At 74.3% G+C, this 14461-nt stretch carries 13 protein-coding genes, 1 pseudogene and 1 riboswitch; of the genes and pseudogenes, 5 read left to right on the top strand and 9 right to left on the bottom strand.

Annotation, left to right across the window (positions count from 1 at the left end; all coding sequences use genetic code 11):
- Positions 1 to 172 precede the first annotated feature (172 nt).
- Together ACY1JF_RS01855 and ACY1JF_RS01850 are read right to left on the bottom strand one after the other, a co-directional pair.
- Complete coding sequence (locus ACY1JF_RS01855) at positions 173 to 1123, bottom strand: decaprenyl-phosphate phosphoribosyltransferase (protein ID WP_462703153.1); 951 nt, start codon at positions 1121 to 1123, stop codon at positions 173 to 175.
- Entirely contained in the window at positions 1116 to 1640 is a 525-nt protein-coding gene (locus ACY1JF_RS01850; protein WP_462703152.1) for a phosphatase PAP2 family protein, read from the bottom strand. The genes ACY1JF_RS01855 and ACY1JF_RS01850 overlap by 8 nt, the downstream gene beginning before the upstream one ends.
- A gap of 144 nt (positions 1641 to 1784) precedes the next feature.
- On the opposite strand from ACY1JF_RS01850, the gene ACY1JF_RS01845 reads away from it, so the two are divergent.
- Positions 1785 to 3140 carry an FAD-binding protein gene (locus ACY1JF_RS01845; protein ID WP_462703151.1) on the top strand — a complete coding sequence of 452 codons (1356 nt, stop codon included), beginning with the start codon at positions 1785 to 1787 and terminating at the stop codon, positions 3138 to 3140.
- Positions 3141 to 3149: 9 nt separating this feature from the next.
- Positions 3150 to 3905, top strand: coding sequence for a decaprenylphospho-beta-D-erythro-pentofuranosid-2-ulose 2-reductase (locus ACY1JF_RS01840; protein ID WP_462703150.1), 756 nt, complete (start codon positions 3150 to 3152; stop codon positions 3903 to 3905).
- A gap of 238 nt (positions 3906 to 4143) precedes the next feature.
- Here ACY1JF_RS01840 and ACY1JF_RS01835 read toward each other — a convergent pair whose 3' ends face one another.
- The 7 genes and pseudogenes from ACY1JF_RS01835 to pdxR all read right to left on the bottom strand — a co-directional run bounded on the left by ACY1JF_RS01835 (position 4144) and on the right by pdxR (position 12094).
- Positions 4144 to 4722 carry a 2'-5' RNA ligase family protein gene (locus tag ACY1JF_RS01835; protein WP_462703149.1) on the bottom strand — a complete coding sequence of 193 codons (579 nt, stop codon included), beginning with the start codon at positions 4720 to 4722 and terminating at the stop codon, positions 4144 to 4146.
- A gap of 135 nt (positions 4723 to 4857) precedes the next feature.
- Positions 4858 to 5871: a tryptophan--tRNA ligase gene (gene trpS, locus ACY1JF_RS01830; protein WP_462703148.1), complete on the bottom strand. Its 1014-nt coding sequence runs from the start codon at positions 5869 to 5871 to the stop codon at positions 4858 to 4860.
- Between the two features lie 101 nt (positions 5872 to 5972).
- The gene (locus tag ACY1JF_RS01825) at positions 5973 to 7424 is read right to left on the bottom strand and encodes a glycine hydroxymethyltransferase (protein ID WP_462703147.1); all 1452 of its coding nucleotides are present in this window, start codon (positions 7422 to 7424) and stop codon (positions 5973 to 5975) included.
- A 35-nt stretch (positions 7425 to 7459) separates the two neighbouring features.
- Positions 7460 to 7567: riboswitch (ZMP/ZTP riboswitch) on the bottom strand.
- Positions 7568 to 8146: 579 nt separating this feature from the next.
- Positions 8147 to 9331 carry a glutathionylspermidine synthase family protein gene (locus ACY1JF_RS01820; protein WP_462703146.1) on the bottom strand — a complete coding sequence of 395 codons (1185 nt, stop codon included), beginning with the start codon at positions 9329 to 9331 and terminating at the stop codon, positions 8147 to 8149.
- Between the two features lie 6 nt (positions 9332 to 9337).
- Positions 9338 to 9649, bottom strand: coding sequence for a hypothetical protein (locus ACY1JF_RS01815; protein ID WP_462703145.1), 312 nt, complete (start codon positions 9647 to 9649; stop codon positions 9338 to 9340).
- A gap of 151 nt (positions 9650 to 9800) precedes the next feature.
- Positions 9801 to 10175 (bottom strand): annotated as a pseudogene (locus ACY1JF_RS01810) (SAM-dependent methyltransferase); the annotation flags it as partial.
- A gap of 524 nt (positions 10176 to 10699) precedes the next feature.
- Positions 10700 to 12094 carry a MocR-like pyridoxine biosynthesis transcription factor PdxR gene (gene pdxR / locus ACY1JF_RS01805; RefSeq protein ID WP_462703144.1) on the bottom strand — a complete coding sequence of 465 codons (1395 nt, stop codon included), beginning with the start codon at positions 12092 to 12094 and terminating at the stop codon, positions 10700 to 10702.
- A 46-nt stretch (positions 12095 to 12140) separates the two neighbouring features.
- Here pdxR and ACY1JF_RS01800 point away from each other — a divergent pair, with 46 nt between their 5' ends.
- The 3 genes from ACY1JF_RS01800 to ACY1JF_RS01790 are packed head-to-tail and all read left to right on the top strand — an operon-like array spanning position 12141 to position 13869.
- Positions 12141 to 12644, top strand: a complete 504-nt coding sequence (locus ACY1JF_RS01800; RefSeq protein WP_462703143.1) for a carboxymuconolactone decarboxylase family protein — start codon at positions 12141 to 12143, stop codon at positions 12642 to 12644.
- Positions 12641 to 13153 (top strand): carboxymuconolactone decarboxylase family protein, encoded by a 513-nt coding sequence (locus ACY1JF_RS01795; RefSeq protein WP_462703142.1) that lies wholly within the window; start codon positions 12641 to 12643, stop codon positions 13151 to 13153. Before ACY1JF_RS01800 ends, ACY1JF_RS01795 begins: the two co-directional genes overlap by 4 nt.
- The gene (locus ACY1JF_RS01790) at positions 13150 to 13869 is read left to right on the top strand and encodes an isocitrate lyase/PEP mutase family protein (RefSeq protein WP_462703186.1); all 720 of its coding nucleotides are present in this window, start codon (positions 13150 to 13152) and stop codon (positions 13867 to 13869) included. Before ACY1JF_RS01795 ends, ACY1JF_RS01790 begins: the two co-directional genes overlap by 4 nt.
- Positions 13870 to 14461 lie beyond the last annotated feature (592 nt).

The raw sequence follows: 14461 nt of genomic DNA, 5'->3' as shown, positions 1-14461 counted from the left end.
ATCACCCGGCCCACTCACCCCGCCACCCGAGGCACTCACCGCATCACCCGGCCCACTCACCCCACCACCCGACGCGCTCACCGCATCACCCGGTCCGCTCGCCCCGCCGTCCCGTCCGCTCGCCTTGCCGACCCGCCGCCCTGCCGTACCGTCGCCCTGTCGCCCGGTCCGCTCACCAGTCCGCCACCGCCGCCGCGTACATCGCGGCCCACACCACCCCGATGACGGCGAGCGCGCGGTCGCGCAGCACCACGTCCTCGGGTTCGCCGGCCGTGCCCCGGTCGGCGAAGACGGCGTAGCGGAGCACGGCGAGCACGAAGGCGACCACGGAGAGCTGGCGCCAGGGCAGCAGACCGGCGTGCGGGACGCCGCCCTCCTCCAGGGCCCACAGGCAGTAGCCGAGGACGGCGACACCGGCCGCGAGCTGCCAGACGAAGCGGAGGTAGCCGGTGGTGTACTCGGTGAGCAGCGCGCGGGTGGCGCCCGCCGCCCCGGCCATCCGCACGGCTTCGGAGTAGCGCTTGGCGGAGACCATGAACAGCGCGCCGAAGCCGGTGGTGATCAGGAACCAGCGGGAGAGCGGGATGCCGAGCGCGAGTCCGCCGGCCACCGCGCGCATCAGGAAGCCCGTGGTGACGACGACGAGGTCGACGACGAGGACGTGCTTGAGGGTGACGCAGTACGCCAGTTGCATGCCGAGGTAGGCGGCGAGCAGGGCGGCGACGGCGGGTGGGCAGAGCCAGAGCGCGGCGGCGGGCGCGAGGAGGGCGAGGGCGCCGCCGACGGCGTGGGCGACGGGGACGGGCACCTGCCCGGCGGCGACCGGGCGGTGGCGTTTGACCGGGTGGGCGCGGTCGGCGTCGGCGTCGCGGGCGTCGTTGACCAGGTAGACGGCGGCGGCGCAGGCGGTGAACAGGGCGAAGACCACGGGGAGCCGGGTCAGGGCGGCCGGGGTGAACAGTTGGCCGGCGGCGGCCGGGGCGGCGACGACCAGGACGTTCTTGACCCACTGCTTGGGGCGCGCGGTGCGGACCAGGCCGGTCAGCAGGCCGCCCGCGCCCGGCGGTGGCGCCGGGGGCCGCTCGGGAGCGCGCCGGCGCGGGACGGCGGTGGTGTCAGCCACGGGCGGTGCCTCCCCGCATCCAGTCGGCGCCGAGGCGAGCCGCGAGGGCGCCCAGGGCGGCGCCGGCCGCCACGTCCGAGGGGTAGTGGACGCCGGTGACCAGCCGGGAGAGGCATACCGCGGCGGCCACCGGCCAGGCGGCGCGGACCCCGAGGGTGCCGAAGGCGACGGCGGCGGCCACCGAGGAGGTGGCGTGCGAGCTGGGGAAGGAGTGCCGGCCCGCGGTGGGCACGAGGGGCCGCACATGCGCGGGGCGCGGGCGGCGCACGACCCGTTTCACGCCCATGCTGACCAGGTGGGCGCCCGCGGTGAGCGCGGTGCCGCGCAGCCAGGCGCCGCGCCGGGCACCGTCCACGGCGGCCCCGGCGAGACCTGCCGCCAGCCACAGCGCCCCGTGCTCCCCCGCGTAGGACAGGGCGCGGGCGGCGCCCGCCACGCGCGGGTCGCCGCCGCACGCGCTGAGGACGGAGACGATCCGGTGGTCCATGCCGTCGCGGTGGTCGAGGTGGTGGTCCATACGGACCCACTGTTCACGCCGGTGGCGGCGGAACTCCGGCAAAACTCCGGAGCTATCGGTCCATGTCCCATTAATCACCCGTTTCGGGGACGGCCCTGAGGTTTCGTAATCAATCACGGACAAATGGGCGATACGGTCACCGGCATGTCTGCCGACACCGACTGGGGTCCCGTCACCGGCTGGGGCCGTACCGCCCCCACCGCCGCCCGGCTGGTCCGCCCCCGGACGTACGAGGAGGCGGCGCTCGCCGTCCGCGCCTGCGGGGAGCGCGGCGCCGTCGCCCGGGGCCTGGGCCGGGCGTACGGCGACGCGGCGCAGAACGCGGGCGGTGCCGTGCTGGACATGACCGGCCTGGACCGCATCCACGCCATCGACGCCGAGGGCGGCACCGTGCTGTGCGACGCGGGCGTCTCCCTGCACCGGCTGATGGAGGTGCTGCTGCCGCTGGGCTGGTTCGTGCCGGTCACGCCCGGGACCCGTTACGTCACCGTCGGCGGGGCGATCGGCGCCGACATCCACGGCAAGAACCACCACGTCAGCGGCTCCTTCTCCCGGCATGTGCGGGCGATGGAGCTGCTCACCGCCGACGGGCGGGTGCGCACCGTCACACCGGGCACGCCGCTGTTCGAGGCGACCGCCGGCGGGATGGGTCTGACCGGCGTGATCCTCACCGCGACGGTCCGCCTCCACCGGGTCGGGTCCTCGTGGATGTCGGTGGACACCGAGCGCGCCGCCGACCTGGACGACCTGCTGGCCCGGCTGACCGCGACCGACCACCGCTACCGCTACTCCGTCGCCTGGATCGACCTGCTCGCCCGCGGCGCCGCGACCGGCCGCGCGGTCCTCACCCGCGGCGACCACGCCCCGCCCCACGTCCTGCCGCGCCACGCCCGCCGGGACCCCCTCGCGTTCCGCGCCCCCCGCCTCCCGGCCGCCCCCGCGTACGTCCCCGAGGCCCTGCTGAGCCGCACCACGGTCGGCCTCTTCAACGAGGTCTGGTTCCGCAAGGCCCCCCGCGCCCGCGCCGGCCGGCTCCAGCGCATCCCGTCCTTCTTCCACCCCCTGGACGGCGTCCCGCACTGGAACCGGGTCTACGGCCGCGGCGGCTTCGTCCAGTACCAGTTCGCCGTCGGCCACGGCCGGGAGGAGGCCCTGCGCCGCATCGTGCACCGCATCCGCGCGCACCGCTGCCCGTCCTTCCTGGCCGTCCTCAAGCGCTTCGGGGACTCCGACCCGGGCTGGCTGTCCTTCCCGGTGCCCGGCTGGACGCTGGCCCTGGACATCCCGGCCCGCCTGCCCGGCCTCGGCGCCCTCCTCGACGCGCTGGACGAGGAGGTGGCGGGCGCGGGCGGCCGGGTCTACCTCGCCAAGGACTCCCGGCTGCGGCCCGAACTGCTCGCCGCGATGTACCCGCGCCTCGACGACTTCCGCGCGCTGCGCGCGGAGCTGGACCCGCGCGGGGTGTTCGTCTCCGACCTCTCCCGCCGCCTCGACCTCTAGGAGACCGCCATGAAGGACGCCTTCGGCCTGCCCCAGTCCCTCCTCGTCCTCGGCGGTACGTCCGAGATCGCGCTGGCCACCGCCCGCCGCCTGGTGGCCCGCCGCACCCGTACGGTCTGGCTGGCGGGCCGCCCCTCCCCCGCCCTCGACGAGGCCGCCGGGCGGCTGCGGGGGCTCGGCGCCCAGGTGCGCACGGTCGCCTTCGACGCCCTCGACCCCGAGTCGCACGGGGAGGCGCTGGGCAAGGTCTTCGCGGAGGGCGACATCGACCTGGTGCTGCTCGCCTTCGGCGTCCTGGGCGACCAGGCGCACGACGAGCGGGAGCCGGTGAGCGCCGTGCGGGTCGCGCAGACCAACTACACCGGCGCCGTCTCGGCCGGCCTGGTGTGCGCCGCCGCGCTCCAGGACCAGGGCCACGGCTCCCTGGTGGTCCTCTCCTCCGTCGCCGGGGAACGGGCCCGTCGCGCCAACTTCATCTACGGCTCCAGCAAGGCCGGCCTGGACGCCTTCGCGCAGGGCCTGGGCGACGCGCTGCACGGCACCGGCGTGCACGTCATGGTCGTACGCCCCGGCTTCGTCCGGTCGAAGATGACCGCCGGCCTGGAGGAGGCACCGCTGGCGACGACGCCCGAGGCCGTCGCGACCGCCATCGAGCTGGGCCTCAGGCGCCGCTCGGAGACGGTGTGGGTCCCGGGCGCGCTGCGGGTCGTGATGGCGGCCGTGCGCCACCTGCCCCGCACGGTGTTCCGGCGGCTGCCGGTGTAGGGCGGCCCAGGACTACGGAGTACCGGCTGCTGGCTGCTGGCCGCTGGCCGCTGGCTACGGAGTACCGGCCACGGGCCGCCGGCCGTCGGCCGTCGGCTACGGAGCAGGGGCTGCGGGCTGCCGCCTGCGGGCGACGGGCTGCGGGCCTGCGGGTCTGCGGGTCTGCGGGCCTGCGGGCCTGCGGGCCTGCGGGCCTGCGGGCCTGCGGACTACAGGCTGCGGGCTGCGGGTCTGCGGACTACGGCCTGGGCAGGGAGTCCCGCTGCGCGCGTCCGGTCTGGGGCGGTACCACCGTGCCGCCGAAGGGGAACTCGCGCAGCTTGCGCCACACCCCGTCGGCGCCCTGCTCGTAGAGCGCGAAGCCGGTGCACGGCCACTGGGCCTCGTAGTCCGCCAGCTCCTCGAAGGCGCGGTCCATGGCCGCCTCCTCGATGCCGTGCGCCACGGTGACGTGCGGGTGGTAGGGGAACTGGAGCTCGCGGGCGACCGGTCCGGACGCGTCACGGACCTGCTTCTGCAGCCAGGAGCAGGCCTCGGCGCCCTCCACCACCTGGACGTAGACGACCGGGGAGAGGGGACGGAAGGTGCCGGTGCCGGACAGCCGCATCGGGAAGGGCCGCCCGGCGGCGGCGACCTCCGCGAGGTGCGCCTCGATCGCGGAGAGCGCCGCGGCGTCGACCTCCGTCGGCGGCAACAGGGTGACGTGCGTGGGGATGCCGTGAGCGGCGGCGTCGCCGAAGCCCGCGCGCAGCTGTTGCAGCCGGCTGCCGTGGGGCTCCGGGACCGTGATCGACACACCGATCGTTACGGTCCCCACGTCGTCTCCTGTTCTGACCTGTCGTCGTTCCGGTGGGAGCGGCCGCCGGTGCGGCCACCTGTTCATCGACTGTACGGCCACGGCCCGGCGGCGGGCAGGCGCAACCGGAGTGATGTGCGGCGCTCGGGGTGGCGCTCAGTGCTTGGCGGGCAGGAAGCCCACGCGGTCGTACGCCAGGGAGAGGGTCTCCGCCGCGACCGCCCGCGCCTTCTCCGCGCCCTTGGCCAGGACCGAGTCCAGCGTCTCCGGGTCGTCCAGGTACTGCTGGGTGCGCTCCCGGAACGGGGTCACGAAGTCGACCATGATCTCGGCGAGGTCCGTCTTGAGCGCGCCATAGCCCTTGCCCGCGTACTTCTCCTCCAGTTCGCCGATGCCCGCGCCGGTGAGGGTGGAGTAGATGGTGAGGAGGTTGCTGACGCCCGGCTTGTTCTCGGCGTCGTAGACGACGACCGTGTCGGTGTCGGTGACCGCGCTCTTGACCTTCTTGGCGGTGGCCTTGGGCTCGTCCAACAGGTTGACCAGGCCCTTCGGCGTGGACGCCGACTTGCTCATCTTGACCGCCGGGTCCTGGAGATCGTAGATCTTCGCCGTCTCCTTGAGGATGTACGGCTCGGGGACGGTGAAGGTCTCGCCGAAGCGGCCGTTGAAGCGCTCGGCGAGGTCGCGGGTCAGCTCGATGTGCTGGCGCTGGTCCTCGCCGACCGGCACCTCGTGCGCCTGGTAGAGGAGGATGTCCGCGACCTGGAGGACCGGGTAGGTGAACAGGCCGACCGAGGCGCGGTCGGCCCCCTGCTTGGCGGACTTGTCCTTGAACTGGGTCATCCGGGACGCCTCGCCGAAGCCGGTGAGGCAGTTCATGACCCAGGCGAGCTGGGCGTGCTCGGGGACGTGGCTCTGGACGAACAGCGTGCAGCGGTCCGGGTCGAGGCCGGCCGCGAGGAGCTGGGCGGCGGCCAGGCGGGTGTTGGCCCGCAGCGCCTGCGGGTCCTGCGGGACCGTGATCGCGTGCAGGTCGACGACCATGTAGAACGCGTCGTGGGTCTCCTGGAGGGCCACCCATTGGCGGACCGCGCCGAGGTAGTTGCCGAGGTGGAACGAGCCTGCGGTGGGCTGGATTCCGGAGAGCACACGAGGTCGGTCATTCGCCATGCCCACCATTGTCTCAGAGGGTCATGGATGGTTTCGGCGGGTGGGGAACCGCGCGACCGTCGTGGCCGGTCGCGCGGTTCCCCGTGCTCCTTCGGGGCGCCTCAGCCGAGGTCGATCTCCGGGTAGAGCGGGAAGCCGGCCACGAGGTCGGTGGCGCGGCGGGAGATCTCGTCGGAGATCTTGGCGTCCAGGACGTGGGAGGCCTTGGAGGGGGCGCCGGACTTGGTGGTGCCGGGCTCGGCGGCGGTCAGAACGCGGTCGATCAGGCCCGCGACCTCGTCCATCTCGGCGGTGCCCAGGCCCCGGGTGGTCAGGGCGGGGGTGCCGATGCGGATGCCGGAGGTGTACCAGGCGCCGTTGGGGTCGGCGGGGATGGCGTTGCGGTTGGTGACGATGCCGGAGTCGAGCAGGGCGGCCTCGGCCTGGCGGCCGGTGAGGCCGTAGGAGGACGCCACGTCGATCAGGTTGAGGTGGTTGTCGGTGCCGCCGGTGACCAGGGTGGCGCCGCGCTTCATCAGGCCCTCGGCGAGGGCGCGGGCGTTGTCGACGATGCGCTGGGCGTAGTCCTGGAAGGCGGGCTGCCGGGCCTCGGCGAGGGCGACGGCCTTGGCGGCCATGACGTGCGGCAGCGGGCCGCCCAGGACCATCGGGCAGCCGCGGTCGACCTGGTCCTTGAGGGAGTCGTCGCACAGCACCATGCCGCCGCGCGGGCCGCGCAGCGACTTGTGGGTGGTGGTGGTCACGATCTGGGCGTGCGGCACGGGGTCGAAGTCGCCGGTGAGGACCTTGCCCGCGACGAGACCGGCGAAGTGCGCCATGTCGACCATGAGCGTGGCGCCGACCTCGTCGGCGATCTCCCGCATGATCCGGAAGTTCACCAGGCGGGGGTAGGCGGAGTAGCCGGCGACGATGATCAGCGGCTTGAACTCGCGGGCGGAGGCGCGCAGGGCCTCGTAGTCGATGAGCCCGGTGGCCGGGTCGGTACCGTACGAGCGCTGGTCGAACATCTTCCCGGAGATGTTCGGGCGGAAGCCGTGGGTGAGGTGGCCGCCGGCGTCCAGGGACATGCCGAGCATGCGCTGGTTGCCGAAGGCGCGGCGCAGCTCGGCCCAGTCCTCGTCGGTGAGGTCGTTGATCTGGCGGACGCCGGTCTTCTCCAGGAAGGGGACCTCGACGCGGGCGCCGAGGACGGCCCAGAAGGCGACCAGGTTGGCGTCGATGCCGGAGTGCGGCTGGACGTAGGCGTGGCGGGCGCCGAACAGCTCGCGGGCGTGCTCGGCGGCGAGCGACTCGACCGTGTCGACGTTGCGGCAGCCGGCGTAGAAGCGGCGGCCGACGGTGCCCTCGGCGTACTTGTCGCTGAACCAGTTGCCCATCGCCAGGAGGGTGGCCGGGGAGGCGTAGTTCTCGGAGGCGATCAGCTTGAGCATCTCGCGCTGGTCGGCGACCTCCTGGCCGATGGCGTCGGCGACGCGCGGCTCGACGGCGCGGATCACGTCGAGGGCGGCGCGGTAGGCGGTGGACTCGGTGGAGAGGGGGTGCTCGGCTGACATGGGGACCTCCGGACGTCGACTTTCAGCGTTCACGGTACGGGGGCCCAGGCGCACGGCACTGTTCCGGCCCCCCGGGAGGCGGGGTCCGGGGGCCGCTTCCCGATGGTCGGTCCCATCCCAGCACGCCAGTCACGGCCCGGGGACCAGATTACCCGGGGGACGGGAGTGCGGACGCCGAGCGTCCATCATGCGGGCGGGGCGGCCCGGGCCCGCCGAGGGGTCCGGGCCCGCCCTGACGCGACCGGACCTCCCGTACGCCGAGGCCGGTCCGGCTGCCGCCGGGGCTGACGACCCCGGCCTGGGGGCCCGGCTGTGGCGCGGGAGCGAACGGCTGACCGGCGTCACCTTCCCGGTCCCGCGGACCTGACCGTCTCCGCCGTACGCCTCCGGCGTGCCTACGGGATCTTGAGTCCCCGTGGGACCCCGGACCCCGTGGGACCCCGGACCCCGTGAGACCCCGGACCCCGTGAGACCCCGGACCCCGTGAGACCCCGGACCCCGTGAGATCTCGGGCCCTACGGGGCCTGGGCCCGCGGAATCCCAGGCTCTACGGGATCTCAGGCCCCCGCGAAACCTCGGGTCCCCGCAAGACCTCAGGCCCCGCGACACCCCGAGCCCCGCAAGAGCTCAGGCCCCCGCAAGACCTCGGGCCCCGCAAGACCTCAGGCCCCGCGACACCCCGAGCCCCGCAAGAGCTCAGGCCCCTACGGGGTCCTGAGTTCCTACAGGATCACGTGGGGCAGGAAGCGGGCGTACTCGTCCGTCACCAGGCCCGACGACTCCCGGATGCCCAGGCCCGCCGACTCGTCCTCGACCACCCAGGCGCCGAGCACGACGTGGTTGCCGTCGAAGGCGGGGAGCGGGGCGAGGGCCTGGTAGCAGCAGGGTTCGTCGCGGACGGCGGCCGGGCTGCCGGGCTCGTGGACCGTGACGCCGGCGCCCTCGCGGCCGAGGAGGGGCTTGGCGACCCAGCCGGGGCCCTCGGCCAGTTCGCGGGGGCCGTCGAGGTAGGCCGGGAGGAGGTTGGGGTGGCCGGGGTACAGCTCCCACAGGACGGCGAGCAGGGCCTTGTTGCTGAGCAGCATCTTCCAGGCGGGCTCGATCCACAGGGTGGTTCCGGTGCCGCCGCCGTTGTCGAGGGTGCCGAGGACGTGGCCGGCGAAGCGGTCGGTGGTGAGCCACTCCCAGGGGTAGAGCTTGAAGCAGCTGCGGATGAAGCGGAGCCGGGTGTCGACGAAGCGGCCGGAGAGGCGGTCCCAGCCGATCTCCTCCATGGAGATCGACTCGGTGGCCAGGCCGGCCTGTTCGGCGGTCTCCTTGAGGTAGGCGACCGTCATCAGGTCCTCGCCGAGTTCGTCGGCGGTGGAGTGCGCGAAGTACAGGGGGCTGCCGGGCGGCAGCAGGGCGGCCTGCTTCTTCCAGGCGTCGACCAGGCGCTCGTGGAGGGAGTTCCACTGGTCGGCGCCGGGGAAGCGTTCCTCCATCCAGAACCACTGCGGGGAGGCCGCCTCGACGAGGGAGGTCGGGGTGTCGGCGTTGTACTCCAGCAGTTTCGCCGGTCCCGTGCCGTCGTAGCGCAGGTCGAAGCGGGCGTAGACGGAGGGGAGTTCGGCGCGGCGCCGCCAGGACTCGGCGACGGCGTCGGCCACGCGGGGGTCGGTGATGCCGAGGTCGGCGAAGCGGCCGGCGGTGACGATGTGCTCGGCGGCGGTCAGGCACATGCGGTGCAGTTCCTCGACGACTTCTTCGAGTGCCTCGACCTCGGGGAGGGAGAACACGTAGTAGGCGCTCTCGTCCCAGTAGGGGCGCAGGGAGCCGTCGGGGTAGCGGGTGAGGGGGTAGACGAGCCCCTGCTCCTCGACGGTCTGCTGCCAGCCGGGGCGGGGCTCGGTGGTACGGCGCTCCACGGTCGCTCAGCCGCCGCCGCTGCCGGAGCCGGAACAGCCGAAGCCGCCTCGGTCGACGGCGTCGTCGTAGTCGAAGGTGCCGTAGTCGGCCCGGCCGCGCCGGACGTCGGAGTCGTAGTACCAGTCGGCGCGCGTGCTGGTGGACGACGTGCAGTTCCGGTCGGCGACGATCTTGTAGCCGTCGGCGGCGGTGTAGTCGTCGCGGTCCACGCAGCGCCGGTCGGGCTCCGAGCCGCACGAGGTCAGGGCCGCCGCGAGGACCCCCATGCCGCCGAGCACGACGGTGCTCGACCGCAGCCGTCGCCGAGTCTCTGCCATGTCCCCATCCCCCGCTGCTGTTGCCGATGTCCGTCCGGACGTACGACCGTTGGATCGCTCGGATGTACGGCCGCCGTCGGAGGTGGATGCTACGGCAGGACCCGGTGCGGGGCGCAACGGGCGGGGGTGCGCGCGGGCGTGCGGTGAAGGATCAGGGGGTCGCGACGCGTACGGCGGTGGTCGCCAGCGTGGTGTACCGCTTGGTGAAGCCGCCGCCCGGCGCGTCGACGGCGCCGCCCACCGCGCCCAGGACCTCGGCGAGCCGGTCGGCGGGGAGCCGGGTGACGCCGCCGGTCGTGGGGAGCGGGTCCAGCCCCTGGTCGCGCGTGCCGGACCGCGCCCAGTCGAACCGCCGCTGTTCCGGTTCGTCGAACCGCCCGGTCTCGCGGATCGTGCCGGCGACCGTCGCGCACCCCGCCCGGTACATCTCCGGCGGACGTCGCGCCGGCTGCCCGCTGAACGGGGAGTCGGGCACCACCCGACGGCAGGCGGCGGCGAACACCTCGGCCACCTCGGCCGGGGGCTCGAGCCGCGGCTCCCGGTGCCGAGAGGGACCGGCGCACCGCGAACGGCTCCGACGATCAGGTGGGGCCCCGCCGGGCGGTGCAGCCGGTCAAGGCACCGGAACACCGTTCAGCAGCCGCCCGGACACGACACCGGCCACGAAAAACGTGAGCAACTGCCGCCCCATTGTCCTCCCCTCGCTCGTTTGAGCACCCTCCTGACATTCACCCCCCACCTGCTCACGTTTTCCGACGGGGGGATGCCTGACCCCGGCGGCCAACGGGGGAGCGCGGTGGTTCCGTCCGCGGCCACAGAGATCGCCAGGGTTCTCGCCCGGGGTGCGGCAGTGCGCCGACGTCGGTGCGCAGGGCGTGGGCGAGCCGGTGCGCGGCCGGAGCGTCGCGGCGTGGCCGACGACGAGCGACGAACGACGGGGAGACGCCGGCCAGGACCTGCCGCGTCAACAGCACGGGCGCGTGCTCACGCACGAGGGGAAGCGGCTGGGATGACGGCTGTCCCCCCACCGACGCGCCTCGCGCGGATCCACTACGGCAAGACCCGGCACAACGCGTCCAGCGCCCCCGCCCAGGCGTGGTCCGGCGGGGTGCCGTAGCCGACGACGAGGGCGTCGGCGGGAGGTGTCACGGCGGTGGGGTGGCGGAAGAGGGAGAGGCCGTAGAGGGCCAGGTTCTGCCAGGTCGCGGCCTGGACGACGGACTGTTCGGTGCCGGGCGGGAGGAGGAGTACGGCGTGCAGGCCGGCGGCGATGCCGGTGACGCGGACGCCGGGGGCGCGGGCGGCGAGGGCGGCGACCAGGGCGTCGCGGCGGCGCCGGTAGCGCAGGCGACAGGCGCGGACGTGGCGGTCGTAGGCGCCGCGGGTGAGGAACTCGGCGAGGGTGAGCTGGTCCAGGGCGGAGCAGGTGGGGAGGTTGTGCTTGGCGTCCAGGACTTCGTCGACGAGCGACGGCGGAAGGACGGCCCAGGCCAGGCGGAGGCCGGGGGCGAGGGCCTTGCTGGCGGTGCCGAGGTGGACGACGCGGTCGGGGTCGAGGCCCTGGAGGGCGCCGACGGGCTGGCGGTCGTAGCGGAACTCGCCGTCGTAGTCGTCCTCCAGGACCAGGGCGCCGGTGCGGCGGGCCCAGTCGACGACGGCGGCGCGGCGGTCGGGGCGCAGCGGCACGCCCATCGGGAACTGGTGGGCGGGGGTGAGCAGGACGGCCCCGGCGCCGTCGGCGGGGGCACCGGGGTCGGTGCCCTGGCCGTCGAAGGGCAGCGGGACGGTGCGCAGGCCGGCCGCGGTCAGCAGGTCGCGGTGGAGGTGGAGGCCGTACGACTCGACGGCGACGGTGTGCACGCCGCGGGCCCGCAGCACCGCGGCAAGCAGGCTCAGGGCGTGCACGAAGCCGTTGCAGACGAGGACCCGGTCCGGGTCGGCGCGCACGCCCCGGGCGCGGGCGAGGTAGCCGGCGAGGGCGAGGCGGAGGGCGTGGTGGCCTCGGGGGTCGCCGTAGCCCAGGGCGTCGTGCGGGGCCGCGTGCAGGGCGCGGCGGGCCGCCTTGAGCCACTCGGCGCGGGGGAAGGAGGCCAGGTCGGGGGTGCCGGGGCGCAGGTCGTAGGCGGGGCGGGCGGACACCCTGCCCCGGAGTGCCGGGCCGGCGGGGGGCAACGCGGCCACGGGGCGGTCGGCGACCCTGGTGCCCGAGCCCTGCCGGGCGGTGAGCCAGCCCTCGGCGACCAGGTCGGCGTAGGCGTCGGCGACGGTGTTGCGGGCGATACCCAGGTCGGCGGCGAGCGTGCGGGAGGACGGCAACCGGGTGCCGGGGGCGAGGCGGCCGGTGCGGACGGCGTCGCGCAGGGCGTCGGTCAGGCCGCGGCGCAGGCCCGGTCCGGCCGGTTCCAGATGCAGGTCGATGCCGAGATTGGCCCACGTTTCCGTCACGGAAGTGGACCATACCCGTGGGCTGCTTCCGCCCTAGGGTCGAAGCATGACGGACAACGGGAACACCACCGCGTACGCCGACGAACACCAGCCCCGGCTCCAGTGGGCCAAGCACGCCCCCGAGGTCTACAAGGCGATGGTCCGGCTCGACGCCGCCGCGCGCAAGGGCCTGGACCCCAAGCTCCTGGAGCTGGTCAAGATCCGCACCTCGCAGCTCAACCACTGCGCCCTCTGCCTCGACATGCACACCAAGGACGCGCTCGCGGCGGGCGAGAGCGTGGAGCGGATCGTGCAGCTCAGCGCCTGGGAGGAGTCGCGGCACTTCTACACGGAGAAGGAGCTGGCGGCGCTGGAGCTGACCGAGGCGGTGACCGTGCTGACGGAGGGTTTCGTGCCCGACGAGGTGTACGCGCGGGCCGCCGCGCACTTCCCGGACGAGGCGGAACTGGCCCAGCTGATCGCCGCCATCACGGTGATCAACGCCTGGAACCGGTTCGGCGTGACCTGCCGGATGACGCCGGGTCACTACACGCCGGGGCAGTACGCGTGACGGCTCTTACGGCTCCTGCCGCTCCGGCTCGTACGACGCGTACGACGCGTCTGGACGCCGGGGTGCGGTCCGCGCTCCAGGCGGTGAGCGCCGCCGCCAAGCGGGGGTTCGGTGACGCCGCCCTCGCCGAACTCGTCCAGATCCGCGCCTCGCAGCTCAACCACTGCGCGTTCTGCCTCGACATGCATCTGGGGATCGCCCGCGAGCACGGGGCCGGGCAGCGGCGGCTGGATCTGCTGGCCGCCTGGGAGGAGGCGGGCGACGACGTCTTCGACAGCCGGGAACGGGCGGCGCTGGAGCTGACCGAGGCGGTGACCGTGCTGACCGGGGGCGCCCGCCGGGCTTCCGGCCCTGGAGGAGGTCCCGTGCCCGACGAGGTGTACGCGCGGGCCGCCGCGCACTTCGACGAGGAGCGGCTCGCCCACCTCATCGCGCTGATCACCGCCATCAACAGCTGGAACCGGCTGATGGTCGCCCGGCGCGTCCCGGCAGGAGGCAGCCCGTGGTGACCAAGGCCGAGCGGTTCCGCGCCCTGCACCGCCGCCGCTCCCCGCAGGACCCCCTGGTGCTGCCCGGACCGTGGGACGCGGCCAGCGCCCGGGTGTTCGAGGCCGCCGGGTTCCCGGCGCTCGCGACGCCCAGCGCGGGGGTCGCGGCGTCCCTCGGGTACGAGGACGGGCACACCCCGGCCGACGAGATGTTCGCGGCCGTCACCCGGATCGCCCGGTCGGTGGACGTGCCGGTCTCGGCCGATGTCGAGGACGGGTACGGGCTGGCGCCGGGGGAGCTGGTGGAGCGGCTGCTGGAAGCCGGTGCCGTGGGCTGCAACCTCGAGGACTCCGTGGCCGGCGTCCTCAAGGACCCCCGGGAGCACGCGGAGTGGCTGGCCGGGGTCCGGGAGGCGGCGGGCGACCGGCTCTTCGTCAACGCGCGGGTCGACACGTTCGTCCGCGGGGTCAGCGATCCCGGCCCGGCCGTGGAGCGGGCGGCGCTGTACGTGGCCGCGGGCGCCGACTGCGTCTACCCGATCATGGCCCCCGTGGCCGTACTGCCGCTGCTGCGGGCCGGGATCGAGGGGCCGCTGAACGTCGGCGCCCTGGTCGGGGCGGGCCCCTCCCCCGCCGAACTGGGCGGACTCGGGGCCACCCGGGTCACCTTCGGGCCGGGGTTCCAGCGGCGGACGGCCGAGGCGCTGCGGGAGACGGCCACACGGCTGCTGGGCTGAGGGCCGCGGGTCAGGGCAGCTACGGCAGGGCACGCGAGGGCACGGGGCACGGCAGGGCACGGGGCAGGGCAGGCACGGCAGGACGCGGGTCACGGCAGACACGGCAGGGCACCGCAGGACCACCGCAGAGTCCCAGCAGGACTGCGGCAGGGCCACGACAGGGCACGTGAGGGCCACGGGCCAGGGCAGCCACGCCCGCCACACCGACTCGTGGCCCTCCGCCCGCTTCCCCGCCGCCTCCTTCGGCGACGGCTTCCGCTCCACGATCAGCAGGGAGACCTCGTTCCGCTCCTCGGTGGTCCACTCGAAGTCCTCCAGCAGCCGGGCCGCCATGCCGCCGCCGGACGCGGTCGGCCTTCGGGCCGAAGGCCTTCCACAGGCCGGCCACGGAGAAGACGCGGGGACGCTCGGCCGGGGCCTCGGTGACGGCGCTCATCGGGCGTCACCGCCGATCAGCTCGACGGCCTTCTCCCCCCACCATGAGCACGCCGATCATCGGGTTGGACGTGCGTGTGAGATGTGCGCGGGGGATGTGCGCGGGGCCGCATGAGGCGTGCGCGAGGATGCACGAGGGCGCACGAGGTGCGCGTGA

Source organism: Streptomyces sp. SYSU D01066-1 (assembly GCF_054956795.1).
The sequence above is the reverse complement of the archived record's forward strand: the minus strand, read 5'-3'. Positions and strand labels throughout refer to the sequence as shown.